The sequence below is a fragment of the Variovorax paradoxus genome (assembly GCF_030811855.1).
Classification (GTDB): domain Bacteria; phylum Pseudomonadota; class Gammaproteobacteria; order Burkholderiales; family Burkholderiaceae_C; genus Variovorax; species Variovorax paradoxus_L.
This window is the reverse complement of the sequence record NZ_JAUSRN010000003.1, coordinates 165,104-190,056: the sequence shown is the minus strand read 5'-3', so window position 1 is coordinate 190,056 and position 24,953 is coordinate 165,104. Positions and strand designations below refer to the sequence as shown.

24 protein-coding genes are annotated in these 24,953 nt (G+C 66.6%); 15 read left to right on the top strand and 9 right to left on the bottom strand.

Annotated elements, in window-relative coordinates:
* Positions 1 to 46 precede the first annotated feature (46 nt).
* The 6 genes from J2X92_RS08795 to J2X92_RS08770 are packed head-to-tail and all read left to right on the top strand — an operon-like array spanning position 47 to position 6,783.
* Entirely contained in the window at positions 47 to 820 is a 774-nt protein-coding gene (locus J2X92_RS08795) for a crotonase/enoyl-CoA hydratase family protein (RefSeq protein ID WP_093016655.1), read from the top strand.
* Positions 817 to 2,670 (top strand): feruloyl-CoA synthase, encoded by a 1,854-nt coding sequence (locus tag J2X92_RS08790; RefSeq protein WP_307574996.1) that lies wholly within the window; start codon positions 817 to 819, stop codon positions 2,668 to 2,670. Before J2X92_RS08795 ends, J2X92_RS08790 begins: the two co-directional genes overlap by 4 nt.
* A 22-nt stretch (positions 2,671 to 2,692) precedes the next feature.
* The gene (locus J2X92_RS08785; RefSeq protein ID WP_307574995.1) at positions 2,693 to 3,457 is read left to right on the top strand and encodes an SDR family NAD(P)-dependent oxidoreductase; all 765 of its coding nucleotides are present in this window, start codon (positions 2,693 to 2,695) and stop codon (positions 3,455 to 3,457) included.
* A 35-nt stretch (positions 3,458 to 3,492) separates the two neighbouring features.
* Positions 3,493 to 4,482: a Bug family tripartite tricarboxylate transporter substrate binding protein gene (locus tag J2X92_RS08780; protein ID WP_307574993.1), complete on the top strand. Its 990-nt coding sequence runs from the start codon at positions 3,493 to 3,495 to the stop codon at positions 4,480 to 4,482.
* Positions 4,483 to 4,489: 7 nt separating this feature from the next.
* On the top strand, positions 4,490 to 6,247 hold the full coding sequence (locus J2X92_RS08775; protein ID WP_307574991.1) for an acyl-CoA dehydrogenase family protein: 1,758 nt from the start codon (positions 4,490 to 4,492) through the stop codon (positions 6,245 to 6,247).
* A 41-nt stretch (positions 6,248 to 6,288) separates the two neighbouring features.
* Positions 6,289 to 6,783 (top strand): MarR family winged helix-turn-helix transcriptional regulator, encoded by a 495-nt coding sequence (locus tag J2X92_RS08770; RefSeq protein WP_307574989.1) that lies wholly within the window; start codon positions 6,289 to 6,291, stop codon positions 6,781 to 6,783.
* Between the two features lie 15 nt (positions 6,784 to 6,798).
* Here J2X92_RS08770 and J2X92_RS08765 read toward each other — a convergent pair whose 3' ends face one another.
* Positions 6,799 to 7,461 (bottom strand): TetR/AcrR family transcriptional regulator, encoded by a 663-nt coding sequence (locus tag J2X92_RS08765; RefSeq protein WP_307574987.1) that lies wholly within the window; start codon positions 7,459 to 7,461, stop codon positions 6,799 to 6,801.
* Between the two features lie 127 nt (positions 7,462 to 7,588).
* Here J2X92_RS08765 and J2X92_RS08760 point away from each other — a divergent pair, with 127 nt between their 5' ends.
* The 3 genes from J2X92_RS08760 (at position 7,589) to J2X92_RS08750 (ending at position 9,951) form a co-directional block, all read left to right on the top strand.
* Positions 7,589 to 8,026, top strand: coding sequence for a VOC family protein (locus tag J2X92_RS08760; RefSeq protein WP_307574986.1), 438 nt, complete (start codon positions 7,589 to 7,591; stop codon positions 8,024 to 8,026).
* Positions 8,027 to 8,069: 43 nt separating this feature from the next.
* The gene (locus tag J2X92_RS08755) at positions 8,070 to 9,527 is read left to right on the top strand and encodes a DHA2 family efflux MFS transporter permease subunit (protein ID WP_307574984.1); all 1,458 of its coding nucleotides are present in this window, start codon (positions 8,070 to 8,072) and stop codon (positions 9,525 to 9,527) included.
* 64 nt (positions 9,528 to 9,591) lie between these two features.
* Positions 9,592 to 9,951, top strand: coding sequence for a DUF1428 domain-containing protein (locus J2X92_RS08750; RefSeq protein WP_307574983.1), 360 nt, complete (start codon positions 9,592 to 9,594; stop codon positions 9,949 to 9,951).
* Positions 9,952 to 9,963: 12 nt separating this feature from the next.
* On the opposite strand, the gene J2X92_RS08745 is transcribed toward J2X92_RS08750, so the two are convergent.
* Complete coding sequence (locus J2X92_RS08745) at positions 9,964 to 10,722, bottom strand: sulfite exporter TauE/SafE family protein (RefSeq protein WP_307574981.1); 759 nt, start codon at positions 10,720 to 10,722, stop codon at positions 9,964 to 9,966.
* A 217-nt stretch (positions 10,723 to 10,939) separates the two neighbouring features.
* Between J2X92_RS08745 and J2X92_RS08740 the strand changes: the two genes are divergently transcribed.
* Positions 10,940 to 11,416, top strand: coding sequence for a DoxX family protein (locus tag J2X92_RS08740; RefSeq protein WP_307574980.1), 477 nt, complete (start codon positions 10,940 to 10,942; stop codon positions 11,414 to 11,416).
* A 10-nt stretch (positions 11,417 to 11,426) separates the two neighbouring features.
* Here J2X92_RS08740 and J2X92_RS08735 read toward each other — a convergent pair whose 3' ends face one another.
* Positions 11,427 to 12,146, bottom strand: coding sequence for a Crp/Fnr family transcriptional regulator (locus tag J2X92_RS08735; protein WP_307574978.1), 720 nt, complete (start codon positions 12,144 to 12,146; stop codon positions 11,427 to 11,429).
* Positions 12,147 to 12,200: 54 nt separating this feature from the next.
* Between J2X92_RS08735 and J2X92_RS08730 the strand changes: the two genes are divergently transcribed.
* A complete protein-coding gene (locus J2X92_RS08730; RefSeq protein ID WP_307574976.1) occupies positions 12,201 to 13,868 on the top strand; it encodes an adenylate/guanylate cyclase domain-containing protein in 1,668 nt (555 codons plus the stop codon).
* Positions 13,869 to 13,890: 22 nt separating this feature from the next.
* On the opposite strand, the gene rtcA is transcribed toward J2X92_RS08730, so the two are convergent.
* The 6 genes from rtcA to J2X92_RS08700 form a co-directional block, all read right to left on the bottom strand.
* Positions 13,891 to 14,928, bottom strand: a complete 1,038-nt coding sequence (gene rtcA / locus J2X92_RS08725) for an RNA 3'-terminal phosphate cyclase (protein WP_307574975.1) — start codon at positions 14,926 to 14,928, stop codon at positions 13,891 to 13,893.
* Complete coding sequence (locus J2X92_RS08720; RefSeq protein WP_307574973.1) at positions 14,925 to 15,779, bottom strand: nucleotidyltransferase domain-containing protein; 855 nt, start codon at positions 15,777 to 15,779, stop codon at positions 14,925 to 14,927. The genes rtcA and J2X92_RS08720 overlap by 4 nt, the downstream gene beginning before the upstream one ends.
* 33 nt (positions 15,780 to 15,812) lie before the next feature.
* On the bottom strand, positions 15,813 to 16,769 hold the full coding sequence (locus J2X92_RS08715; protein ID WP_307574972.1) for a ribonuclease Z: 957 nt from the start codon (positions 16,767 to 16,769) through the stop codon (positions 15,813 to 15,815).
* A complete protein-coding gene (locus J2X92_RS08710) occupies positions 16,763 to 17,416 on the bottom strand; it encodes a zinc-ribbon domain containing protein (RefSeq protein ID WP_307574971.1) in 654 nt (217 codons plus the stop codon). The genes J2X92_RS08715 and J2X92_RS08710 overlap by 7 nt, the downstream gene beginning before the upstream one ends.
* Positions 17,417 to 17,496: 80 nt before the next feature.
* Positions 17,497 to 18,720, bottom strand: coding sequence for an RtcB family protein (locus J2X92_RS08705; protein ID WP_307574970.1), 1,224 nt, complete (start codon positions 18,718 to 18,720; stop codon positions 17,497 to 17,499).
* A 591-nt stretch (positions 18,721 to 19,311) separates the two neighbouring features.
* Positions 19,312 to 20,865, bottom strand: coding sequence for a vWA domain-containing protein (locus J2X92_RS08700; protein ID WP_307574968.1), 1,554 nt, complete (start codon positions 20,863 to 20,865; stop codon positions 19,312 to 19,314).
* A 217-nt stretch (positions 20,866 to 21,082) separates the two neighbouring features.
* On the opposite strand from J2X92_RS08700, the gene rtcR reads away from it, so the two are divergent.
* The 4 genes from rtcR to J2X92_RS08680 all read left to right on the top strand — a co-directional run bounded on the left by rtcR (position 21,083) and on the right by J2X92_RS08680 (position 24,935).
* Positions 21,083 to 22,696, top strand: coding sequence for an RNA repair transcriptional activator RtcR (gene rtcR / locus J2X92_RS08695; RefSeq protein WP_307574966.1), 1,614 nt, complete (start codon positions 21,083 to 21,085; stop codon positions 22,694 to 22,696).
* Positions 22,697 to 22,757: 61 nt separating this feature from the next.
* The gene (locus J2X92_RS08690; protein WP_307574964.1) at positions 22,758 to 23,096 is read left to right on the top strand and encodes a VOC family protein; all 339 of its coding nucleotides are present in this window, start codon (positions 22,758 to 22,760) and stop codon (positions 23,094 to 23,096) included.
* A 58-nt stretch (positions 23,097 to 23,154) separates the two neighbouring features.
* On the top strand, positions 23,155 to 23,991 hold the full coding sequence (locus J2X92_RS08685) for an alpha/beta hydrolase (RefSeq protein WP_307574963.1): 837 nt from the start codon (positions 23,155 to 23,157) through the stop codon (positions 23,989 to 23,991).
* Positions 23,988 to 24,935, top strand: coding sequence for an ornithine cyclodeaminase family protein (locus J2X92_RS08680; protein ID WP_307574961.1), 948 nt, complete (start codon positions 23,988 to 23,990; stop codon positions 24,933 to 24,935). Before J2X92_RS08685 ends, J2X92_RS08680 begins: the two co-directional genes overlap by 4 nt.
* The last annotated feature ends 18 nt before the right edge of the window (positions 24,936 to 24,953 follow it).

Genomic DNA, 24,953 nt, shown 5'->3' with positions numbered 1-24,953 from the left:
TGATTATTTATCATAACCATAATCCAACTCACACACGAATGCAATCATGACCAATCCTGATCTCCATATCGACATCCGCGACGAAGTTGCCATCGTCCGCCTGACGCGCGGCGCCAAGCGCAACGCGCTTTCGGACAGCTTGGTGCTCGCGCTGCGCAATACCTTCGAGACCCTGCCCTCCACGGTGCGCGCCGCGGTGCTCGACGGCGAAGGTCCGCATTTCTGCGCCGGCCTCGACCTGAGCGAGCTGAAAGAGCGCGACGCGGGCCAGGGCATGCAGCATTCGCGGCTGTGGCACAGCGCCCTCGACCTGATCCAGCACGGCCCGGTGCCGGTGATCGCGGCGCTGCACGGCGCGGTGGTCGGCGGCGGCCTCGAGTTGGCAAGCGCCTGCCACATCCGCGTGGCCGACCGCAGCACCTTCTACGCGCTGCCCGAAGGCTCGCGCGGCATCTTCGTGGGCGGCGGCGGCTCGGTGCGCATTCCCAAGCTGATCGGCGTGGCCCGCATGACCGACATGATGATGACCGGCCGGGTCTACAACGCCGAGGATGGCGAGCGCGCCAACTTCGCGCAGTACCTGGTCGACGAAGGCACGGCTTTCGACAAGGCCTTCGAGCTTGCGAAGCGCGTCGCCACCAACGCGCCGCTGACCAACTACGCACTGATGCACGCGCTGCCGCGCATTGCCGAGCAGTCGGCCGACCACGGCTTCTTCACCGAGGCGCTGATGTCCGGCATCGTGCAGAACGCGCCCGAGGCCAAGGAGCGCGTGCGTGACTTCCTCGAAGGCCGCGGCGCGAAGGTGAGCAAGGGATGACCACGATCCGATACCGTCCGCTGGCGTTCGGCGTCACGCGCGCCGTGCTGCGCGACGGCGCGCCGGGCACGCGGTACCTGCGGGCCGAAACACGGCTGGCACCCTACCGCGACCGCATGACCGACCGCCTGGCGCACTGGGCCGAAGCGGCGCCCGACCGCACTTTCATCGCCCGCCGCGAACGGCTGGCCGACGGCAGCACCGGCGACTGGCAGCGCGTGAGCTACGCCGAGGCGCTGCAAAAGGCGCGCAGCATCGGCCAGGCCCTGCTGGACCGCGGCCTGGATGCGGAGCGCCCGGTCGCGATCCTCAGCGAGAACGGTATCGAACACGCCCTGATGGCGCTCGGCTGCCTGTATGCCGGCGTGCCGTACTGCCCGGTGTCGCCGCCCTACTCGGTGGTGAGCCAGGACTTCGAGAAACTGCGCCACGTGCTGGACACGCTCACGCCCGGCCTGGTGTTTGCCGCCGACGCCGCGCGCTTCGGCCGCGCCATTGCCGCAGCGGTGCCTGCGGACACCGAAGTCGTGATCGCCGAAGGCACGATCGAAGGCCGCGCCACCACGCCGTTCGATGCGTTGGCCGGCACGCCTGCAACACCCGCCATCGACGCCGCGATGCGCGCCACCGGCCCGGACACCATCACCAAGTTTCTCTTCACCTCGGGCTCCACCAAGATGCCCAAGGCAGTGATCAACACGCACCGCATGTGGTGCGCCAACCAGCAGCAGCTGCGCCAGTCGATTCCCGCGCTGGGCGAGGAGCCGCCGGTGCTGGTCGATTGGCTGCCCTGGAACCACACCTTCGGCGGCAACCACAACGTGGGCATCGTGCTGGACAACGGCGGCACGCTCTACATCGACGACGGCAAGCCTACGCCGGGCGGCATGGCCGAGACCCTGCGCAATCTGCGCGAGATCGCGCCCACCATCTACTTCAATGTGCCGACCGGCTTCGAGGCCATTGCGCACGCCATGGAAACCGACGCAGTACTGCGCCGCAACCTGCTGTCGCGGGTGAAGATGTTCTTCTACTCCGGCGCCGCGCTGTCGCAGCCCGTGTGGGACAGCCTGCACAAGACGCAGGAGGCCGAGATCGGCGAACGCATCGTCATGGGCACCGGCCTGGGCATGACCGAGTCCGGCCCCTTCGCGCTCTATGTCACCGGGCCCGAGGTCAAGTCGGGCGACGTGGGCCTGCCCGCGGCCGGCATCGAGCTCAAGCTGATCGAGGTCGACGGCAAGACCGAGGTGCGCTACCGCGGCCCCAACATTACGCCGGGCTACTGGCGCGCACCCGAGGCCACGGCCGAGGCCTTCGACGAAGAGGGCTTCTTCTCCACCGGCGATGCGGTGAAGTGGATCGACGACCAGAACATCCACCGCGGCCTGCGCTTCGACGGCCGCATTGCCGAAGACTTCAAGCTGGCCACCGGCACCTTCGTGAGCGTGGGTCCGCTGCGCGCCAAGATCATCGCGGCCGGTGCGCCCTATGTGCAGGACGCCGTGCTGACCGGCATCAACCTGAAGGAAGTCGGCGCGCTGGTCTTCCCGACGCAGAAGGTGCGGCAGCTGGCCGGCCTGCGCGAAGGTGCAACGATGCAGCAGGTGCTCGAAAGCGCGCCGGTACAGGCGCACTTCCAGCAGGTGGCCAACGAACTGGCGGCCATGGGCACCGGCAGCGCCAACCGCATCGCGCGGCTGCACCTGATGGCCGAGCCGCCCTCCATCGACAAGGGCGAAGTGACCGACAAGGGCTCCATCAACCAGCGCTCCGTGCTCAAGCACCGCGCCGAGATCGTCGAGGCGCTGCATGCCGACACCCTGCCCTTCACCCTGAAGCCCCGCTGAACCCATCCAGGAGACAAACACCATGAAGATCGAAGGACAAGCCGCGCTCGTGACCGGCGGCGCATCGGGCCTCGGCGAAGCTACCGCGCGCGAACTCGCGCGCCTGGGCGCCAAGGTGGCGGTGCTCGACCGCAATGCGGAGCTCGCCGACAAGGTGGCCGCTGAAATCGGCGGCATCGCTTGCGTCTGCGACATCACCGACACCGAGAGCGTCAATGCCGCGCTCGACAAGGCCGCTGCAGCCCACGGCCCCGCGCGCATCCTCATGAACGTGGCGGGCGTCGGCAGCGCAAAGCGCATCGTCGGCAAGGACGGCAACCCCGCGCCGCTGGAGGACTTCGTGCGCGTGGTCAACATCAACCTGATCGGCGGCTACAACATGGCGCGCTTGTTCGCGGCGCGCTGTGCGAAGCTCGATGCGCTCGATAACGGCGAGAAGGGTGTGATGCTCTTCACCGCCTCGGTCGCGGCCTTCGACGGCCAGGTGGGCCAGCAGGCCTACAGCGCCTCCAAGGGCGGCCTGGTCGGCATGACACTGCCGATGGCGCGCGACCTGGCGCAGCACGCCATTCGCGTGTGCACCGTGGCGCCCGGCCTCTTTGCCACGCCGCTTTTGATGGAACTGCCCGAAGCCGTGCAGCAATCGCTGGCCGCGTCGATCCCGTTTCCGCCGCGCCTGGGCAAGCCCTCGGAGTTTGCCGAACTGGCCTGCCATATCGTGACCAACGGGCACTTGAACGGCGAGGTGATCCGCCTCGACGGCGCCCTGCGCATGGCGCCGCGCTGATTCAGCTTCAGCACCAACAACCAGGAGACAAGACCATGACCAACAGACGTCAATTCGTGAAGGCACTCGGCGGCGCAGCCGCACTCGGCGCCCTGTATCCGCTCGGCGCATTCGCTCAGGCCGTGCAGCAGGCCAAGATCTACTACGGCTTTCCGGCCGGCAGCGCGGGCGACAGTGTGGCGCGCCGCGTGGCAGAAAAGCTCGGCGACACGCCGTACTCGAAGATCAACGCGGTGGTCGAGAACAAGCCGGGCGCGGGCGGGCGCATTGCGCTCGACACACTCAAGACTTCGCCGGCCGACGGCTCGGTGCTGTGCCTCGCGCAGGCCTCGGCTCTGTCGACCTACCCGCACATCTATACCAAGCTGAGCTACGGCCTCGCGGACTTCGCGCCGATCTCGATCGGCGCCGTGATGACGCACGGCCTGGCCGTGGGCCCGATGGTGCCGGCCAGCGTGAAGACGCTGAAGGACTACGTCGCCTGGGCCAAGGCCAACCCCGGCCAGGCCAGCTACGGCTCGCCCGGCGCGGGCTCCACGCCGCACTTCCTGGGCGCGCTGCTGGGCCTGAACAGCGGCACCGACCTGCGCCACGTTCCGTACCGCGGCTCGCTGCCGGCCATCAACGACGTGGTGGGCGGGCAGATCGCCTCCAGCATGACGCCCGTGGGCGATTGCCTGCCCTTCGCCAAGGCCGGCAAGCTGCGAGTGCTCGCCACCTCGGGCGCACAGCGCCCGGCCTACCTGCCCGACGTGCCCACCTTCACCGAGCAGGGCTTTCCCGAAATCGTGGCCGACGAATGGTTCGGCTTCTTCGCCCCAGCCAAGACGCCTGCCAATGTGATCGCGGCGGCGAGCACGGCGATCCAGGCCGCGCTCAAGGACAAGACCGTGGCCGAGGGCCTGCTCTCTGTCGGGCTGGTCGCGCACGGCTCCTCGCCTGAGGACATGAAGAAATCGCTCCAGGCCGAGTACGAGCGCTGGGGTCCGCTGGTCAAGAAGATCGGCTTCACCGCCGAGTCCTGATACACCGATGGATTACCGGCCCCGCCCCGAAGACCACCGATTCATCCTGAACGCGGTGCTCGACGCACCGTCGAAACTGCGCACCCTCCCGCCCTTTGCGGAGGTCGACGAGGCGTTGCAGGGCCAGGTGCTCGATGAAGCGGCGCGCTTCGTGGCCGAGGCAGTAGCGCCGACGAATCGCGGCGGGGACGAGATCGGCTGCCGTTTCAGCCAGGGTGAAGTCATCACGCCGCCGGGCTTTCGCGAGGCCTACCGGGCTTTTGTCGATGGCGGCTGGCCCGGCCTGTCGGCCGCACCGGAAGACGGCGGCCAAGGCCTGCCGACCATGCTCGAAGCCATCCTGTACGAATGGCTGAGCGCAGCCAACCACGGGTTCACCATGGCGCCGGGCCTGCTGCACGGCGCTTATGCCTGCCTCAAGAATCACGGCAGCGAAGAACTCCGCGCGCGATACCTTTCGAAGCTCGCATCAGGCGAATGGCTCGCCACCATGTGCCTCACAGAAGCCCACGCCGGCAGCGACCTGGGCCAGGTGCGCACGCGCGCCGTCCCGCAGGCCGACGGCAGCCTGCGCGTGAGCGGCGGCAAGATCTTCATCTCCGGCGGCGAGCACGACCTGACAGCGAACATCGTGCACCTGGTGCTCTGCCGCCTGCCCGATGCGCCCGCGGGGCCCAAGGGCCTGTCGCTGGTGCTGGTGCCCAAAGTGCTGCCCGATGGCGCGCGCAATGCGGTGCACTGCGAGCGCATCGAAGAAAAAATGGGCCTGCATGGCAGCCCGACCTGCGTCATGCGCTTCGACGAAGCCACCGGCTGGCTGGTCGGCGAGCCGGGACGCGGGCTGGCCGCGATGTTCGTGATGATGAACGCGGCGCGCCTGCACGTGGCATTGCAGGGCATCGGCCTGCTCGACGCCGCCTGGAAGAAGGCCGATGCCTACGCGATGGAACGCCGCCAGATGCGGGCGCCCGGCGCCGTGCCGACCAGCCGCAGCGGCGAGGCGGCGGACCTCATCGCCGAACACCCTGCCATCCGACGCATTCTCGATACTCAGCGCGCCTGGATCGAAGGCGCGCGCACGCTCGCCTACCGCAGCGCGCTGATGCTCGACGTGGCGGCGCACGACGCCGACCCCAAGGCGCGCGAATGCGCACAGCGCTGGTGCTCGCTTGTCACGCCAGTGCTGAAAGCGGCCTGCACGCACCAGGCTTTCCATGGCGCGAGCGAATGCCTACAGGTGTTCGGCGGCCACGGCTACGTGCGCGAATGGGGCATTGAACAGATCGTTCGCGACGCGCGCGTGACAATGATCTACGAAGGCACCAACGAGATCCAGGCCATCGACCTGCTGGTGCGCAAGGTGCTGCCCGACGCAGGCGCCGCAATGTCGGCCGTGCTGCTCGAACTGCGCGACACGCTCGATGCATCGCGCGAGGCCGACGCCGACGTGCAGCGCCGGCTCGCGCAGCTGCGCTACCTGGGCACCACCATTGCCATGGCAGCGCACGCCAACCCCGTGCTGCCTTACGAAGTGGCCGACGACTACCTGCGCGTGGTGATGCTCACAATGATGGCCTGGGCCTGGGCACGAATCGACGCGGCCGAGGCATCGGATGCGGAGCGCGCTGCAAGAGCCGGCCCGGCCGCCGCCTTCCGGCGCTGGGTGCTGCCCGAGTTCGAAATGCGGCTTGGCATCGTCAAGCGCGCCTGCGAAGGTGTTGCCATGTCGCACGACGCCGCTAAAACACCGCTGGCTGGCACTTAGCGGACGCGTCGGCGCGGCCCAGCGCGGTTACGCTTGGAGCCATGCCCCGCCCATCCAAGAAAAGTTCCGCAAAAACAGCCGCGCCGGCGGCGGCCGCCAACGGCAAGTCCGACCGGCTCGATACGCATGTGCTCGAAGCCCTGGTTGGCTACAACGCGCGCCGCGCCTGGCTGGTCGTAAGCGGCGTGTTTTCCGAGCGCATGGCGCCATACGGCCTCAAGCAGATCGATTTTTCGGTGCTGTCGCTGCTGGCGCACAACCCGGGGGCCACCTCGCGCCAGCTGTGCAACACGCTCGACATCCTGCCGCCCAATCTGGTGAGTCTGGTCGCCACGCTCGACAGCCGCGGGCTCATCGAGCGCAGGCCGCACCCGCATGACGGCCGAGCGGTGGGGCTGCATCTCACCGAAGCGGGCGAAAAGCTGATCGGCGAGGCCGAGCAGACTGTGGCGCAGCTAGAGGCCGATGCCAGCGCACGACTCACGGCGCGCGAACGCGAAACGCTGATTCGGCTGCTGCAGAAGATCTATCTCTAACCTCGAGCCTCCTGGCTAAAGCCCCCGCTCCACCATATCGATCAGCCGCTGACCCAGCGCGTGGGTGGCTTCCGCGTCCATGTCCTTCAGCGGCCCCTCGATGATCAGCAGCGCCAGCCCGTGCACGGCCGACCAGGCCAGGTATTCGGCATTCGGTCGCCGCGAAGCGTTGAGCGCGCCCGCATCGACCAGCCGGTCGATCGCGCTGCTCAGCAACTGGAACGGGTCCATGCCGCTCGCACCTGCGCGCCCCGGTCCCACCTCGCCCTGGGCGTCTTCCGACGACACGAGAAAAGCCGTTTTGAACAACCCCGGTTCGGCCTGCGCAAAACGCAGGTAGGCGGTGCCGATGGCCCGCACCCGCGCCCGCGCGAAGTCGGCAGGGGGCTGATCGCAGGGCAGCACCGCCAGTTCTTTTTCCATGGCCGTGGCCGCCGCCGACAGCGCGGCCGCCCGCACCGCGAGCAGCAGCTCGCGCCGGCTCGCAAAATGCCGGTACGCCGCGTTGGGCACCACGCCTGCACGCCGCGTCACTTCGCGCAGCGCCACCGCGTCGGGGCCGCCGTCGCGGGCCAGTTCGATGCCCGCATCGAGCAGCGCGCGGCGCAGGTCGCCGTGGCGGTACGTGCTGCGGGCGGCCGGCGCGCTGGGCTCGGGCGGAACGATGCGGGGGCTCATCATGAATCTCCATGTGGACAGTGTCCATTATGTCTGCTATTCTTTGTGGACGGTGTACACAAACTAGTAATTCCGTATGCGCGCAGGTCCCTGCGCATCCTTTCATCCTCAGTCCAAAGGAAACGCCATGAAAGTCCAGTCCTATCTCTCGTTCGAAGGCCGTTGCGACGAAGCGCTCGCGTTCTACAAGAAGGCGCTCGGCGCCGAGGTCGTGCAGCTCATGCGCTACAGCGAGGCGCCGGAAATGCCGCCCTCGTCCGATGCCGACGCGAGCTGCGGCGGCAGCACGCCGGGAGCCGACAAGGTGATGCACGCGGTGATGCGCATCGGGGAAACCGAGTTGATGGCGTCCGACGGCCGGTGCTCGGGCCAGCCGGAGTTCAAGGGCATCATGCTCGCGCTCACCGCCTCCACCGACGCCCAGGCGCGCCAGTGGTTCGATGCGCTGGCCGACGGCGGCCAGGTGATGCAGCCGCTGATGCCGACCTTCTTCAGTTCCAGCTTCGGCATGCTGGCCGACCGCTTCGGCGTAGGCTGGCTGCTGGTGGTGGCGCCGGCCGCTTGAGCCCCACGCCCCGTTTTCATTCCCATCGGAGGAATCGCTCTTCATGACCGACACACTCGACAACCGAAAGCGCTGGCTCGCATTGATGGTGCTGTGCCTTGGGGTGCTGATGATCGTGCTCGACACCACGATCGTGAACGTCGCGCTGCCCTCGATCCGAACCGACCTGGGCTTCACCGAGACCTCGCTGGTCTGGGTGGTGAATGCCTACATGCTGACCTTCGGCGGCTTCCTGCTGCTCGGCGGGCGGCTGGGCGACCTGTACGGCCACCGCAAGATCTTTTTGATCGGCCTCGTGCTGTTCACGCTCGCCTCGCTGGCCTGCGGCATCGCCAATTCGCAGGCCCTGCTGGTGGCGGCGCGGGCAGTGCAGGGGCTGGGCGGCGCGGTGGTCTCGGCGGTGGCGCTCTCGCTCATCATGAACATCTTCACCGAGCCGGCCGACCGGGCGAAGGCGATGGGTGTCTATGGCTTTGTCTGCGCAGGCGGCGGCAGCATCGGCGTGCTGCTGGGCGGACTGCTCACGAGCACGCTGAGCTGGCACTGGATCTTTCTGGTCAACCTGCCGATCGGTGTGGCGGTGTATGCGCTGTGCATCGCGCTGCTGCCGTCGGCGCGCGGCCATGCCCATGGCGAGAAGCTCGACGTGGCCGGCGCGGTGGCGGTCACGCTGTCGCTGATGCTTGCGGTGTATGCCATCGTCAACGGCAATGAAGCGGGGTGGCAGTCCACGCAGACGCTCGGGCTGCTTGGCGCCGCGGTGGCACTGATGGTGTTCTTCATCGGCATCGAGTCCAAGGTCCAGCATCCGCTGATGCCGCTGGGCCTGTTCCGCCTGCGCAGCGTCTCGGTCTCCAACGTGGTGGGCGTGCTGTGGGCTGCAGCCATGTTCGCGTGGTTCTTCATTTCAGCGCTCTACATGCAGCTTGTGCTGGGCTACACGCCAATGCAGATCGGCCTCGCCTTCCTGCCCGCCAACCTGATCATGGCGGTGTTCTCGCTCGGTGTGTCGGCCAAGCTGGTGATGCGCTTCGGCATCCGCAAGCCGCTCGCCGTCGGGCTCTGGCTGGCGGCCATCGGGCTCGCGCTGTTCGCGCGGGCACCGGTGAACGGCAGCTTCGCGGTCGACGTGCTGCCCGGCATGCTGCTGCTCGGCCTGGGCGCCGGCATGGCGCTGAATCCGTTGCTGCTCGCGGCCATGAGCGAGGTGAGCCCCACCGAATCGGGCCTGGCCTCGGGCGTGGTCAACACGGCCTTCATGATGGGGGGTGCCTTGGGGCTGGCAGTGCTGGCCAGTGCGGCCGTGGCGCGCACCAGCGCGATGTCGGCAGCCGGCGCACAGGTCCCGCTGGCGCTCACCGGCGGCTACAACCTCGCGTTTCTCATCGGTGCTGTGTTCGCAGCCGTGGCGGGACTGCTCGGGGCCGTGCTGCTTCGCACGGCAGGCAACCAAGGGGCCGCGGCATCCGCCGGTACGGAAAACCGTGCGGCGGCGTCCTGAAGGCACGCCGTTGCGGCGTCCCCTGTTCTTTTTCTTCCTTCCAATTCTTTCAAGGAGACTTTCTATGGCTCGCTATGTCGATGGCTTTCTCGTTCCCGTTCCCTCGAACAACATCGAGGCCTACCGCAAGCTGGCACGCAAGGCCGGCAAGATCTGGATGGAATACGGCGCGCTCGAATACGTGGAGTGCATTGGCGATGACGTGAAGCCGGGCAAGCTCACCTCGTTTCCGCAAGCCGTGAAGCAGAAGACGGACGAAACGGTGGCGTTCTCGTGGATCGTCTACAAGTCGCGCAAGCACCGCGACGCGGTCAATGCAAAGGTCATGGCCGACCCGCGCATCGCCGCGATGGACCCGAAGACCATGCCCTTCGATGCGAAGCGGATGATGTTCGGCGAGTTCAAGTCGATCGTAGAGTTTTAAAGCTTGCCGGCCTCAGGCCAGGAAGCCGTCGTAGACGAGCTTGAGGCCCGTGAGCAGCATGCCCAGGTACACGAAGCGATAGAACCACGTCGCATTGATGCGCCGGGCAATGCGGATGCCGACCCAAACGCCGAGCGGTGCCAGCGGCATTAGCACCGCCGACGTGGCGAACGTGCGCAGGTCGAGGAGGCCGAGCCATGCGTAGGGAATCCACTTGCTCAGGTTCACCACGAAGAAAAAATACGCCATCGTGGCGGTGAACACCACCGGCTTGAGGCGCAGCGGTATCACGTAGGCGTTGACCGGCGGCCCGCCGGCGTGGGCGATGAAGCTGGTGAAGCCCGAAACCGCCGTGAGCGCCGCTCCCACCACGCGCGAAGGCAACGGGTCGTCGGGCTTGGGCGGAAACACCAGACGCTGGGCCAGGAACAGCAGCGTGAACACGCCGACGATGCCCGCCACGGTGTGGGCAGAAAGCGTGCGGAACAGCAGCGTGCCGATCACCGTGCCGAGCAGCCCGAACGGAATCAGGAACTTGAGCAGTGCACGGTCGAAGTCGCGCCGGAAGGCAGCGATCCCCAGCAGGTCCATCAACAGCAGCAGCGGCATCAGAATGGCCGCCGCCTGCGGCACCGTGACCGCCAGCGCCATCAGCGGCACCGCGAGCGAGCCGAAGCCGGCGCCGAAACCGCTCTTGCTGATCCCGAGCAACAGCACGGCGGGAATGGCGACCGCGTAGAAATGCGGATCGGTGATAAGAGGAAAGACCATGGAGAAAGAGGCGGCGCAGGCAGAAAAAAGCCCGCTGGATCGGTGGGCGGGCCGTTCGAGCGTAGCAGGAAGGCGTGGGCTCTGCAGCGGTCCCGTCCGGCACGCCGCAGTTCGAAAACTGTGCGTAAACGCACATACGGGCTATCGGCGACTCCGCACACTGGAACTGCAATCGCCGCACTCCCGCGGCGGCCCTTCCACTTTCCAAGGATTTGCCATGAACAACCAGGCCGTAGCCGCCCCCTCGGCGCGTGCGCCTAACGCACCTGCACAGGCCTCCTCCATCTCTCCCGCCACCCTGGACGACTCCGGCAAGCTGTTGCTGCGCGTGGTCGTTGGCGTGCTCGTGCTGCTGCACGGCATTTTCAAGATCTCGGCCGGCGTTGGCTTCGTGAGCGCGATGCTCGTCAAATCCGGCCTGCCGGGCGGACTTGCCTACCTGGTGTACGTGGGCGAAATCGTCGCGCCGCTGCTCATGATCGCCGGCTTCTGGACCCGCGCCGCCGCCGGCGTGGTCGTCATCAACATGCTCGCGGCCTTTGGCCTCGTGCACATGGCCGACCTCTTCGCGCTGACCAAGCAGGGCGGCTGGGCGCTCGAACTGCAGGGCCTGTACCTGTTCGGCGCGCTCACCGTGGTGCTGCTGGGCGCCGGCCGCTTCAGCCTCGGCGGTCTGCGCGGCCGTTGGAACTGACTGATCCGGCTCAGCCGCCGTCGCCCCGCACCTGCGAGACCATCGACTCGAGCCGGGCGGCGTCGGCCACCAGCAGGGCCTTGCCCTCCTTTTGAAGCACGCCGCTGCGCACCAGCACGTTCAGTTCACGGGTTACTTGCTCGCGGTTGGTGCTGATCTGGCTCGCAAGGTCCGCATGTCTGGGCGCCGGTTCCAGGCGCGCCTGATTGTTCTCCACGCCGGCCACACGCGCGAGGCGCAGCAACTCGGCATGCAAGCGGTTCTGTACGCCGAGCGTGCTCAAGTCGATCACGCGTTCGGAAAGCTGCCGCACCAGTGAGGCCAGCCGCTGCATCACGCGCTCGGCCACCACGGGCTCCTCGCGCAGCAAGGCCATGAAGGCGGCCCGGTCCAGGCTGGCGAGCACGCTCGCCTCCAGCGTGACCACGTCGGCCGAGCGCGGGCCCCCGTCGATGGCGGCAATGTCGCCGAAATGTTCGCCGGCCTCCGAATCCCTGAAGGTGACCTGCCGCCCATTGGCCGAATAGGTGGTCACCCGGACACGGCCCGATACCAGCAGGAACACGTCGCCCTGCTGCTCGGCGCGCATCAGCAGCGGCTTGCCGGCGTCCACGCTGTGCCACGAGCAATGCTGCGCCAGCAGGTCCAGCCGCTCGTCGGACAGGCCTTCGAGCAGTGCGATGCGGCGCAGCGCGAGGCTGGATCGAGGAATGGGGGGAGATGAGGCCATGCGGGTCGGTAAAGGGCGCGCGCATTATGCTCGGGTGCCGCTTCGAACCCATTCATGGACAGCCCCTTCCCCCGACTCGCTTTTCTTTCGCGACCGCCGACACGGCGCACTTTGCGCTGGGTGAGCGGGCTGGTGCTGATGGCTTATGTCACGGTGCACCTGCTGAACCATTCGTTGGGGATCGTCTCGTTTTCGGCGGCCGAAACCGTGCTGCGCGGCGTGCAGAAGTTTTGGCACAGCCTGCCGGGTACGCTGCTGCTGTATGGCGCGGCGGCCGTGCATCTGGCATTGGCCGTGGCAGCGCTGTGGGAGCGCCGCACACTGCGCATGCCGCCGCTCGAGGGCGTGCGCGTGCTGCTGGGATTTGCGCTGCCGCTGCTGCTGGCCACGCACTTGACGGCCATGCGCGGAGCCTATCTTGCCTATGGCATCGAGGGCTCCTATGTCCGCGTCGTCTGGGGGCTGTGGAACCTGCCCGGCGCCAGCGCGCAGTTCGCCTTGATGCTCGCGGCCTGGAGCCACGGCTGCCTGGGGGTTCACTTCGCACTGCGGGCGCGGCCCGGCTACCGCCGCTTCTTCCATCTGCTGCTGGCCATTGCGGTGGTGCTGCCGCTCACGGCGGCCATGGGCTTCATCTCGATGGGCCGCGAGTTCGAGTGGACGGGCGTTCCGCCCACCGTGCTGCCGACGCCTGCACAGGGCAAGGCGCTCAATGCGGCCGAGGGCTACATCAAGTGGTTCTACGGTTTTGCGCTGCTCGCCTTGCTGGCGGCCCGCTGGGGCCGCAACGGCTTGGCACGCTGGTCTCGCCAACCTTCCATCGCGCTGCGCTACCCCGACCGCACGGTGCATGTGCCGCGCGGCTGGAGCGTGCTGGAAGCGAGCCGCTCGCACGGCATCGCTCACCTGTCGCTGTGCGGCGGGCGGGCGCGATGCTCGACTTGCCGCGTGCGGGTGCTCGGCCCGGCGGAACACACGGGCGCACCGGGCCGCGACGAGCAGGGAACGCTCGAGCGCGTGCGAGCGCCGGCCGACGTGCGGCTGGCCTGCCAACTGCGCCCGCGCGGCGACATCGAGGTGACGCCGCTGTTCGCACCGCCGGCCAATGGAGGACGCCCCTCGCCGGTCCGCAGCTTCGGGCACGAGCGCGACGTGGCCATCCTGTTTGTGGACCTGCGGCGCTGGTCGGGGTTGTCGGAGCGGCAGTGGCCGTTCGACCTGGCCTATGTGCTCGACCGCTACTTCGCTACCGTGGGTGCCGCCGTGCGCGAGACCGGCGGTGTGCCCAACCAGTTCATCGGCGACAGCGTGATGGCGATCTTCGGCCTCGAGACCGACCTGCCCAACGCATGCCGCCAGGCGCTGCGTGCTACCGAACTCATCGGCCAACGCATGGACGCGTGGAGCGAAAGCTTCGAAGCCCAGTTCGGCCAGCGGCTGGACTTTGGCATGGGCCTGCACGCCGGGCGTGCCGCGGTGGGCGAAGTGGGGTATCTGGACACCACCACCTTCACCGCCATCGGTGAAGTAGTCAACACTGCGAGCCGGCTCCAGGACCACGCCAAGGCGGCCTCGTCGCGACTGGTGGTTTCGTTGTTTGCGGCGCAGCAGGCCAGCCTTGCCCACACGATGGACGAGGTCGACATGCTGCGCGTGCGCGGCCGCTCGGAACCGCTGGCGGTGATCTGCCGCCAGCCTGGACCGCCGCGACCTTCCTCGTGAGCAAGGTGGGCGGCGTCGTCGCTCAGGCTGGCCTGGCCGAGATGGTGGCCACCCCAGACACACTCGAGATGTCGTAGCGCACGGGCAGAAAGCGCTCGATCACCGCGCAGTTGGTGCGCGTGTGCTCCGTCACTTCGCTGCACGTGAAAGTGCCCGCGCTGCCGCTTTGCCATGCGGCCAGGCCCAGCAGCAATGCCAGCTGGTCGGCAAGATGCGGTCCCACCGCGCCCTGGCTCTTCTGGAACTCGCGCAGCTCTTTCACCAGCGCATGCGCCACCTGCTCGGCGCTCAGCGTCTTCTCGCCGAACGCCGTAAACACCTCGGTCACGTGCTCGTAGGCCAGCGTGGCGAGCAGCGCATTACCCGGCCCCTCGTTCTGCCGCGCCGTTCCTGTGCGCAGCTGATCGCCCGACCATCCCATGGCCTGGCCCAGCGTTTCGAGCTCGCGCGTTGCCACGTGCCGCGCAAGCCCCGGCGCCAGGCACTCCGCATGGCCCGACAGCAGCGCGCCGCGCGCGACGAGATCGAAAGGCCGCAGCCCATCCACCGCGGGCACGATCGTCGCTTCCACTTCGCCGCCACCGGCGGGGTAGAAACCACAGCGGCGCAGCGTCAGTTGCAGATCCGCACCCAGGCGACGCACCAGCGGCGCGAAGGCACGCTCCAGAAAGTGAAAAGGCGGCGCCATCGGGTTGTGCGTGCCACCGCGCAGGTGCACCTGACTCGGCGCGCCGGCCAGCAGCAGCGGCGGCAGCACCGTTTGCAGCACCAGCATGCAGCTGCCCGCACTGGCAATCGTGAAGCGGTACTCGCCCGCGCGCACCGGCCCGGGCACGAAGCGCAGCGATTGCGACCCGAGCTCGGCGCCTTCGACTTGCGCGCTGCTGATTTCGGCCGCGGCGTTGACGCACGCGAGGTGCTGGCGCATCAAGCCCGGCTTGGCGCGACCCGCGCGAATGTTGTCGATGGCGATGGGCTGGCCCGTTGCCACCGACAGGGCCAGGCTGGTGCGCAGGATCTGGCCGCCGCCTTCGCCTTGGGAGCCGTCGAGTTCGATCATGGGCGGCCTCCTTCGTTTGCGGCAGACACGGCCGCGTCGAAGCGCAGCACCGTCTCGCAAAGGAACGCATCGAGCCCCGCTTGCTCGGCCTGCGGCAACGGCGTCACCGGCTCGGCCGCATTGGCCGCCAGCTCGGACTCGATGAACGCATGGATGCCGGGCCACCGCGGGCTGGTCGCGGCTTCGCCGGCGCGCATCTTCACCTCGAGCAGCGCGTTGATCTCATCGATCAGCGCGGCATCGCGAACCGCGTCGAGCGTCTTCTGCGCCAGGTCGGCGAAGCGCATCGGCGGCACGCCGGGCTGTGTGCGGATCCAGCGCGCGGCCAGCAGCGGGCGCAGCACGTAGAGGTATTTCTTGTAGCGCACCTCATCGGCTTGAAGATGCTCGCGAAAGTTCTTCTTCGCCATCGAGCTGTAGTGATGCCAGCCGCGGGCGTTGGAAAACACCGCTTCCGACAGCGCACGAAAGCGCGGCATCGCGACCGCATCCTCGCGGTACACGATGGGCGAGCGCAGCCATTCGAGCAGCGTGGGGTTCGACTCGCGCATCAGGCCCAGCGCCTTGCGCAGGTCCCAGCCGTTGATGTCGAGATCGCCGCTGATCGGCACCTCGATCACGTCGCGGCGCTCCGTCACCGTGAGGTACCACGGCAGGCGGTTGACGTAGATGAAGCGCACGTCGTAGTCGCTGTCGGGCGAGGCGAAACCCCAGCCGCGGCTGCCGGATTCGCAGGCGAAGAGCACGGTCACGTCGTAGCGGACTTCGATGTCACGCAGGTTCTCCATGACCTGCACGCGCATGGCGGGGTCGATGGGATGGGCGGAGCATAGGAATTCTTGAGTCGTCATGAAAATAGCCTTGTCGCCTGATCGTTCATTTCTTCAGGCGCGGGTCACAGTCACCTTGCCGGTGCTGTCGAGTTCGAACACGTCCAGGTCGTTGGCCAGGAAAGCGTTGCCACGGTAGTGGGCCTGGGTCTCCGCCATCAGTGCCGCCATGCCCTCTGCGTTCTGGTGGCGTGGGCTCAGGTGCGTGAGAACCAGGTTGGGCACTTGGGCCGATTGTGCAAACTCGGCCAGCAGGCGCGCCGAACTGTGCATGGGCCCAGGTCCGACCTTGTCGAGTACTTCTTGCGTGTAGGTGGCCTCGTGCACCAGCAGCTGCGCCCCCTTGCAAGCGTCGTGCAGCAACGCGGGCTCGGCGTTGTCGCCCCCCAGCACGGCGCTGGCCGTGTCGATCTGCGTCTCCACAAAATCGGCGCTGCGCAGCACTCCTGCGTTGAAAGGCACGTCCTCGCCGTTCTGCAGCGCGCGCCATGCGGGTCCCGCCGGCAGGCCGGCCGCACGCAGGGCGTCGGCCTTCAGCCGCACGCGCCGGGTTTCTACCTGCACGCGGTAGGCATGGCTGGGCACGCGGTGCCGCAGCACATGGCGATCGATGCGAAGGCCCGGTGCTTCGTAAACGAGCGCCTGGGCTTCGACATCCACATGCTCGACCTCGTACGGCAGGTGCAAGTCCGTCAAGCGGCGCGTGGCCTCGAACCACTCCCACACCGGCAGCGGCGCGATCAGTTTCAGGGGCTTGATGCGCTTGCCCATGCCCGCGCTCGCGAGCAGGCCCGGGAGGCCGTAGCAATGGTCGCCATGCACATGCGTGATGCAGACAGCCGCCATGTCGTGCAGCGACAGAGGCGTTTGCTGCAGCCGGTGCTGCGTGCCTTCGCCGCAATCGATGAGGAACCAGTCGGCGCCGAGCACGGTTTGCACCGCAAGGCCGGACACGTTGCGCTGGCGCGTTGGCGTGCCCGAGGACGTCCCCAGGAAAGTGAGCCTCAGCATTCTCGATTCGCCTCCGAATGGCGCGCCAGGGCTTTTGCCGCTGCGTTGGCCGCTTCGTATTCCCAGCTTCCGTAGCTGCGTCCACGATCTGCCGCGAACGCCTGCAGCCGTTCGATCTGCTCGGGGCCGCCCCACCGACCCATGACTTCGATTGCGATCACGCGCAGGCTGCGCCACTTGCTCCGCAAGGAGGCCTCCACCTGCGCCAGCGAGTCGGCGGTCGGCTTCTCCGTTGCCAATGCGCGCAGCCGGGCCACCTCGTCGCCCAGCAGGTTGGCACCCTCGTTTCGAAGCGCTGCATCGCGCAGCGCGCGGCGGGCCTGCCGGCACGCACGGCATCGAACGGCCTGGCTGTACACCGAGCCTTGCGCAACCTCGTGCCACCACTTCTGCTGCTTGGCCGTCCACACCTCTTCGGCGCCGCAATCGCGGCAGGTGTAGGCCTGATCGAGATAAAAATCGGGAACCTCGCCGAAGGTGGTGTTGTAGTGCGCAAGCCGCGACTTGTCGGCCATGGCCATGCCCGGCACGAGCCCGCCGGACGACAGCTGCCGGGCGTCCTGGGTGCGCAGCTTCGCCTTGAGGTCGGCGGCGCGTTCAATGCGACGGGCCTTGATTTCGGTGCGCCGCTGCTTGTTGCTTTTCATGATCAAAGGCTCGCCATGCGAGCACCTGTTTTTATTGCTTGGTTGACGGCTCTTCTCTCAGCCGTTCAGCCGCTTAGTCATCACCCCTTCACGCACACCACCTGCTTGAGCGTGTAGACCACCTCCACCAGGTCCTTCTGCGCCTCCATCACCGCGTCGATGTCCTTGTAGGCCATCGGAATCTCGTCAATCACGTCGGCGTCCTTGCGGCATTCCACCCCTTCGGTGGCGGCGATCTGGTCGGCAATGGTGAAGAGCTTCTTCGCCTTGGTGCGGCTCATGACTCGGCCCGCGCCGTGGCTGCAACTCATGAAGCTCTCAGGGTTGCCCTTTCCGCGCACGATGTAGCTCTTGGCACCCATGCTGCCGGGAATGATCCCGAGTTCGCCGGCCTTGGCGCTCACCGCGCCCTTGCGCGTGACGAGCACGTCTTCGCCGAAATGCGTTTCGCGGCTCACGTAGTTGTGGTGGCAGTTCACCGCTTCCACATGCGCCTCGAAAGGCTTGGTGATGACCTTGCGCGCGGCCACGACCACGCGCTGCATCATCACTTCGCGGTTGGCACGCGCGAACTTCTGGGCCCAGCCCACCGCACGCACGTAGTCGCCGAAGTACTTGGCGCCCTCCTCGAAGTACGCCAGGTCCTGATCAGGCAGGTTGCGCTGGTGCAGCTCGGCGTCCTTCTTCGCGAGTTCGATGAAGTGCGTGCCGATGGCATTCCCCACGCCACGCGAACCCGAGTGCAGCATGAACCACACGGCGCCCGCTTCGTCCAGGCACACCTCGATGAAGTGGTTGCCGGTACCCAGCGTTCCCAGGTGCTTGTGGTTGTTCGTGTTCTTGATACGCGGGTAGTCCTCGCAGATCGCGTCGAATTCGTCCACCAGCTTGGCCCAGGCCGCATCGGTCTCATCGGGCGGCGTTTCCCACGAGCCCTTGTCGCGACCCATGCGCTTGGGGTTGCTTCCGTGCGGCACGGCTTTTTCGATGGCCGAGCGCAGCGGGCCCAGGTTATCGGGCAGGTCGCGTGCATTGAGCGTGGTCTTGCACGCCATCATTCCGCAGCCGATGTCCACCCCCACCGCGGCCGGGATGATGGCCTTGAAAGTCGGGATCACCGAACCCACGGTCGCGCCGATGCCGTAATGCACGTCGGGCATGGCCGCAATGTGCTTGAACACGATGGGCAGGCGGGCGGCGTTCTCGAGCTGCTTTTGCGCTTCGTCTTCCACGGGCACGCCGTTCGTCCACATCTTGACGGGGACGCCGTTGGCGACTTCGTGCAGTTTGTAGTTCTGTTCCATTTTTCTCTCTCTATCTATTCTTCACGACTGTTGATTCAAGCGCTGGATTCGATATCCGACTTGCCGAATAAAAAAGGTGACGAGGAGCGACAGGTTGTTAACTGAGCTAACTGCCGAAGCAGACCGGGAGTTGAACCCGGGACCTCCATGGCCAAGACCATGGCGCTCTATCCTGTAAACCCGCCTGCATTCACCTCAAAACAAAAAGCAGCGACAAAAAATCGGCGAAACAGTCGTGCTCTACCACTGAGCTACGGTCTTGCGACCGGCAGGATTCGAACCCGCGACCCCGAGCGTTGAAAGCTGTAGTTCCGCCAGCATTCGCTGCAAAAAAACAGTACGACAAGGATGGCAAGACGTAGACCACGCCGAAGACCGGCGCCGGGAGTCGAACCCTGGTCGCACCAGATGTAGTCCTGCCTGCATTCGCACAAAAACTCATTCATTCATCCCCGTTCGGCGACCAACAATCGATGCGAGGAAGAACATTTTTTCGATGTACTCGCATCTGCATTCGCCGAACGACGACGTTCAATTCATTTCGGATCGGGCACCGCAGGCCGAAGCCCACGACACCCTCTCGATCGTTTCTCAGATCGAAGTCTCTTCGATCACACCCACCCAGTGGTCGGCGCCCAGGCCACCCGCGGCATACACCGCCAGCAGTTTGAACACTTCGTCGCTGAAGCCGCCGATATTCAGCACATCGGCCTGCTCCTGCGCCTGGGTGGTCGCATAGGGCTGGATGTCGATGCACACCATCCGCGCCTTCGGGTTGCGTTGCTTGAACACAGCCCACTCCTGCATGGTCGCGGTTCCGCGGCCACGTGCGGGGTCGGCCCACGATTCGTTGTCCGACACCAGCACCACCAGATCGGCTTGCGCCTTCTCCTTGTTCAGCAGCGCCAGGGGCGCGCTGCACGAAGTTCCGCCACCACCCACCGCCGCCAGCTTGGCCGCGTTGGTCATCACCGAATCACGCGGATTCAGCTTCAGCGACACCACCTTCGTCTCGAAGGGCAGCACACGCGCATCTGCATTGCGGCGCAGCACGGCGGCAGCCACCAGTGCGGCCACGTCGATGCAGCGCACCGCCGAAGTCGCCGAACCACGGTGGCCCGTCACGGGCGAGCTCATCGAGCCCGACACGTCGGGGCACACAACCACGCGGCCCTCGAATGCCGGCACGTTGGCCAGCGCGAGTTCCATCGCGTCCTGCAGCGCTTCCTTCACCACGTGCGGCACCTCGGCGCCAGCTGCGGTGAAGGCCGCCATCAGCTGGTACGGCAGCACGCGCGCCTTGGCCACGGCCTGTGGGTCGCGCAGCTTGGCAGCCACCGCTTCCGCGAGGCCCGGCAGTTCGAACACGCCATGGCGGGCGAAGGTGTTCAGGTTCTGACGCACCATCTGCCACGATCCACGTTGCGCAATCTGCGACCAGGCCTGGGCGTTCAGTTCCAGCGCAGTCAGCATCTGGAACGGCACGTCGGGCACCGGTTGAGTACGGTCACGCTTGAAGCGTTCGAAATCCTGCGTCACCGGAGGCAGCGCCTCCAGCGCATGCGGACGATCGATCAGCCATGCGAACCACGCGGCGCGCCAGGCTTCGGCGGGCTTGGGGTGAACCATCTTCACCACGTCGGCCAGCGACGGCGTGTTGCCCACGGATGCGTTCAGCAGCTGCGCTTCGGACGCTTCGAGCAGCCATTGCTGCACGAGCTTCTTCGGCCGGGTACCGAGCGACTTGCGGCCGACGGCGCCAGAACGCAGCATCTGCACGAAGTTGCGCAGCATCTTGCCGTTGTCCACCACGCGGGGGAACACCTTGGCGAGCAGCGTCACCTCGCGCGCAGCCAGCGTGGCGGCCAGCAGCGCGGGCATGTCCTTCATGTGGCCGGCGCGGCGGGCATACACGGCCGTCTTGGCCACGAAAACCGGATCGACTTCGCGGGCCAGGGACAGCACGGTATCGAGCTGGTCCTGCGCTTGTGCGTAGAAGGTGCTGTTCAGGCAACCGGTGGCCGCGAGCTGCGCCAGTTGGTGCTTGGGCGAAAGCGAGTAAGCCACGCCGCCCGCTTCGTTGAGCGCGTTGCCCGCAGGCAGTTGCACGCCGCGGTGGGTCTTGAAAAGTTGAAGGTTTGCCATGGTGACTTCTCCTCGGGGTTCTCTTTTTTTTCGATTTCGTATCTGGGTATGCATTCCTTATCGCAACGGGTGTGCCAAGTACCGGCCACCAAGCGAAGCGAGCACTCAACTCCTTGATTTAAAAGGAGATTTTTTGGTAGATGGCGCACTGCATCGGGCTCGACGTGCAGCTTTTATTCATAGTTCTTATAATTTTGGATAGTTTTTTATCTGACCAATGAAGAAACCCACCGTCGTCATCGGCTTCCTCGGCACGCAACTCGATGCCGGACAAGGCACCGGCCGATGGGAGAAGTGGCGCCCCACCGTCTCGCTGGCCCAGCACGACGACATGGTCGTCGCGCGCATGGAGCTGCTCTACACGCTGAAGCACAAGGCGCTTGCCGAGGTGGTCAGGGCCGACATCGCCACCGTGTCGCCCGAGACGCAGGTCAACCTGGTTCCCGTCGATCTGGAGGACCCGTGGGATTTCGGCGAGGTCTACACCCGCCTCTACGACTGGGCGCGCGCCTACCCATTCGACACCGAGCGCGAGCAGTACTGGGCGCACATCACCACCGGCACGCACGTGGCACAGATCTGCATGTTCCTGCTGGCCGAATCGCGCGTTGTTCCGGGCGTGCTTGCGCAGACCTCGCCGCCCAAGCGGCAGCGCGCGGGCCACCCGGGCGAGATCGCGCTGATCGATCTCGACCTGTCGCGCTATGACGCCATTGCGCGGCGCTTCGATGCCGAGCAGCGCGATGCGGTCGCCTTCCTGAAGAGCGGCATCGCCACGCGCAACGCGCGCTTCAATGCGCTCATCGACGAGATCGAGCGCGTGGCGGTGCGCTCGCGCGCGCCGATCTTGCTGGTGGGTCCGACGGGCGCGGGCAAGTCGTTTCTGGCACGGCGCATGTTCGAGCTCAAGCAGGCGCGCCACCAGGTGACCGGATCCTTCGTTGAAGTGAACTGCGCCACGCTGCGCGGCGACGGCGCGGCCTCCACGCTGTTCGGCCACAAGAAGGGCGCGTTCACCGGCGCAGCGGGCGAGCGCGCGGGCCTGCTGCGCACGGCGCACCAGGGGGCGCTCTTTCTCGACGAGATCGGCGAACTCGGGCTTGACGAACAAGCGATGCTGCTCAAGGCAATCGAAGAAAAGCGCTTCTTCCCGGTCGGTGCCGACAAGGAAGTGGAAAGCGACTTCCAGCTCATTGCCGGCACCAACCGCGATCTGCGCAGCGACGTGGCGGGCGGACGTTTTCGCGAAGACCTGTTCGCGCGCATCAATCTCTGGACCTACGACCTGCCCGGCCTCGCAAAGCGGCCCGAAGACATCGAACCGAACATCGACCACCTGCTGACCATCCACGCGAGTGAAAACCATCGCGTGGTGCGCTTCAACGCCGAGGCGCGCGCGGCCTACCTGCGATTTGCGCAGAGCAGCGAGGCGCTGTGGTGCGGCAACTTTCGCGACCTGTCGGCCAGCGTGACGCGGCTGGCCACGCTCGCGGACGGCGGCCGCATTCCGGTCGCATTGGTCGAGGCCGAGATCGCGCGGCTGCGCTGGCTGTGGAACCGCGAAAGCCCCGTGAAGCGCGGCAATGGCGATGCCGATGTCGACCTCGACGCCCTGCTCGGCGACGAACGCGCGGCCGCGCTCGACCTGTTCGACCGGCTGCAGCTCGAAGCGGTGGTGCACGTGTGCCGCGAATCGCGCAGCCTGTCGGACGCTGGGCGGCAGCTCTTCCAGGCCTCCCGCGCGCAGCGCAGCGTGGTGAACGATGCGGACCGGCTGCGCAAGTACCTGGCGAAACACGGGCTCGAATGGAGCCGCATCGCCGCAGGCTGACTGAGCTATCCTCCGCCCGGATGGCCATCTGCGCATTCGGCCGCACTCTAGGAGAAAACTCATGTCGCTGACGCTGCTCCTGCGATGCCACGATCTGGCCGCGACCCGAACCTTCTATGCCGATGGCCTCGGCTTCGCGGCCACCCCATCGGCGGAAAGGACCCTGACGGTCGAGAAGCAGGGCAGCAAGCTCGTCTTCACGCAGCAGGATCTCTGGAAGAGCCCGCCCATCTGCGCCGGCACTTTGTATTTCACCGTGGCGGATGCGGCCGGCTACTACGCGGCCATCAAGGACAAGGTGTCCATCGCGTGGCCCCTGCAGAACATGCCATACGGCTCCAGCGAATTCGGAGTTGTCGATTGCAACGGCTATCACCTCGCTTTCCAGCAACAGGCCTGAGCGGTCGATCTGGAATGCGCCCCACACAGCCGTGCTTCTTCTTCAGAAAAAGCACTCGATGATGAACTGGAAGCCGGCGCTGTTCGCTCTGCCCCTGTTCCTCACCGGCTGCGTCCAGTCGATGTTCTATTACCCCGACCGCGTGCGCTACGAGACGCCCGGTGCGCTCGGGCTGCGCTACGAAGCGGTGGAGTTCCGGAGCACCGACGGCACGCGCCTCAGCGGCTGGTTCATTCCGGCGACGAATCGCCAGAGCCCGAAGGAAGCCAAGGGCACGGTGGTGCATTTCCACGGCAACGCGCAGAACATGTCGTCGCACTGGCGCTTCGTGGCCTGGCTGCCGACGCAGGACTTCAATGTGTTCGTGTTCGACTACCGAGGCTATGGCCAGTCCGAAGGCAAGCCGGAGCCCAAGGGCGTTTACGAAGATTCCAGCGCCGCACTGAACCATGTGCGCTCTCGTGCCGATGTCGACCCTGAGCGCCTCTTCGTCTTCGGCCAGAGCCTGGGCGGCACCAACGCCGTCGCGGTGGTGGGATCGGGCAACCGGGCCGGCGTGAAGGCGGCGGCCATCGAGTCGACCTTCTATTCGTATTCGTCGATTGCCAACGAGAAGCTCCCGGGTGCCGGCCTGCTGGTGAGCGACGAATACGCGGCGTCGAAGTTCATCGGCGCCATTTCGCCCATCCCGCTGCTGCTGATCCACGGCACCGACGATCCGGTGATTCCGCACTCGCATTCGCGGCGCCTGCTGGACGCCGCGCGCGAGCCCAAACGCCTCGTCGAAGTGGCCGGCGCCGGCCATCTGGAGCCAATGACCGAGCGCTTCGGCACCACGTACCAGCGCGCGCTGGTCGAATTTTTCGACGCCTCGCTGCGTCCACGGCAACCATGAAGCACTTCGACGAAACCGCCACGCGCGAGCCGTTGGCCTTTGCACGGCTCGTGCCCGCGCTGCACGCCGCCTTCGCGGCCGAGGCGCACGTACCGCCGCGCCATGTGCACAGCATCGAGACGGCCGGCGCAGACAAGGGCACGGTACTCATCATGCCGGCGTGGAGCGACGCGGGCTTTCTGGGCATCAAGACCATCAACGTCTTTCCCGGCAACAGCGCGCGCGGCCTGCCCGGCCTGCACGCCACCTATGTGCTGTACGACGCGCACACCGGGGTGCCGCTCGCCATGATGGACGGCAACGAACTCACCGCGCGCCGCACGGCCGCCGCGTCGGCGCTGGGCGCCTCGTTCCTGGCACGGACCGATGCTCGTCGCCTGCTGGTGCTGGGCAGCGGCCGCATTGCCCGGCTGCTGCCCGCCGCGCATGCCAGCGTGCGCCCCATCGACGAGGTGCGTGTGTGGAACCACCGGCCAGATGGCGCCGAAGCATTGGCCGCGCAATGGCGCGCCGAAGGATTCAACGCGCAAGCGACCCCGAACCTGGAGGCGGCCGTTCGCGAGGCCGACATCGTGAGCTGCGCCACGCTGGCCACCTCGCCGCTCGTTTGCGGCGAGTGGCTCGCTCCGGGCTCGCACCTGGACCTGATCGGCAGCTTCACGCCCGCCATGCGCGAGGCCGATACACGCTGTTTCGAGGATGCCCGCACTTTCATCGATACCCCGGAGGCGCTGCAGAAGGCCGGCGAACTGCTCGATGCCATCGCGGCCGGCACGCTGCGCGCCGATGCGGTGCAGGGCACGCTGGCCGCACTCTGCCGGGGCGAACGAAGCGGCCGCACGGACCGCGAGGAGCGCACCGTGTTCAAGGCCGTGGGCAGCGCGCTCGAAGACCTGACCGCCGCCACGCTGGTCTGGCAGCATGCCGGATCGCCCTCCCCCTAAGGCATAAGGACTAGAAAG

Bases quoted from the DNA above. Each gene is read 5' to 3' on its own strand.
- J2X92_RS08795 (WP_093016655.1), top strand. From the start codon at position 47: ATGACCAATCCTGATCTCCATATCGACATCCGCGACGAAGTTGCCATC.
- J2X92_RS08790 (WP_307574996.1), top strand. From the start codon at position 817: ATGACCACGATCCGATACCGTCCGCTGGCGTTCGGCGTCACGCGCGCC.
- J2X92_RS08785 (WP_307574995.1), top strand. From the start codon at position 2,693: ATGAAGATCGAAGGACAAGCCGCGCTCGTGACCGGCGGCGCATCGGGC.
- J2X92_RS08780 (WP_307574993.1), top strand. From the start codon at position 3,493: ATGACCAACAGACGTCAATTCGTGAAGGCACTCGGCGGCGCAGCCGCA.
- J2X92_RS08775 (WP_307574991.1), top strand. From the start codon at position 4,490: ATGGATTACCGGCCCCGCCCCGAAGACCACCGATTCATCCTGAACGCG.
- J2X92_RS08770 (WP_307574989.1), top strand. From the start codon at position 6,289: ATGCCCCGCCCATCCAAGAAAAGTTCCGCAAAAACAGCCGCGCCGGCG.
- J2X92_RS08765 (WP_307574987.1), bottom strand. From the start codon at position 7,461: ATGAGCCCCCGCATCGTTCCGCCCGAGCCCAGCGCGCCGGCCGCCCGC.
- J2X92_RS08760 (WP_307574986.1), top strand. From the start codon at position 7,589: ATGAAAGTCCAGTCCTATCTCTCGTTCGAAGGCCGTTGCGACGAAGCG.
- J2X92_RS08755 (WP_307574984.1), top strand. From the start codon at position 8,070: ATGACCGACACACTCGACAACCGAAAGCGCTGGCTCGCATTGATGGTG.
- J2X92_RS08750 (WP_307574983.1), top strand. From the start codon at position 9,592: ATGGCTCGCTATGTCGATGGCTTTCTCGTTCCCGTTCCCTCGAACAAC.
- J2X92_RS08745 (WP_307574981.1), bottom strand. From the start codon at position 10,722: ATGGTCTTTCCTCTTATCACCGATCCGCATTTCTACGCGGTCGCCATT.
- J2X92_RS08740 (WP_307574980.1), top strand. From the start codon at position 10,940: ATGAACAACCAGGCCGTAGCCGCCCCCTCGGCGCGTGCGCCTAACGCA.
- J2X92_RS08735 (WP_307574978.1), bottom strand. From the start codon at position 12,146: ATGGCCTCATCTCCCCCCATTCCTCGATCCAGCCTCGCGCTGCGCCGC.
- J2X92_RS08730 (WP_307574976.1), top strand. From the start codon at position 12,201: ATGGACAGCCCCTTCCCCCGACTCGCTTTTCTTTCGCGACCGCCGACA.
- rtcA (WP_307574975.1), bottom strand. From the start codon at position 14,928: ATGATCGAACTCGACGGCTCCCAAGGCGAAGGCGGCGGCCAGATCCTG.
- J2X92_RS08720 (WP_307574973.1), bottom strand. From the start codon at position 15,779: ATGACGACTCAAGAATTCCTATGCTCCGCCCATCCCATCGACCCCGCC.
- J2X92_RS08715 (WP_307574972.1), bottom strand. From the start codon at position 16,769: ATGCTGAGGCTCACTTTCCTGGGGACGTCCTCGGGCACGCCAACGCGC.
- J2X92_RS08710 (WP_307574971.1), bottom strand. From the start codon at position 17,416: ATGAAAAGCAACAAGCAGCGGCGCACCGAAATCAAGGCCCGTCGCATT.
- J2X92_RS08705 (WP_307574970.1), bottom strand. From the start codon at position 18,720: ATGGAACAGAACTACAAACTGCACGAAGTCGCCAACGGCGTCCCCGTC.
- J2X92_RS08700 (WP_307574968.1), bottom strand. From the start codon at position 20,865: ATGGCAAACCTTCAACTTTTCAAGACCCACCGCGGCGTGCAACTGCCT.
- rtcR (WP_307574966.1), top strand. From the start codon at position 21,083: ATGAAGAAACCCACCGTCGTCATCGGCTTCCTCGGCACGCAACTCGAT.
- J2X92_RS08690 (WP_307574964.1), top strand. From the start codon at position 22,758: ATGTCGCTGACGCTGCTCCTGCGATGCCACGATCTGGCCGCGACCCGA.
- J2X92_RS08685 (WP_307574963.1), top strand. From the start codon at position 23,155: ATGATGAACTGGAAGCCGGCGCTGTTCGCTCTGCCCCTGTTCCTCACC.
- J2X92_RS08680 (WP_307574961.1), top strand. From the start codon at position 23,988: ATGAAGCACTTCGACGAAACCGCCACGCGCGAGCCGTTGGCCTTTGCA.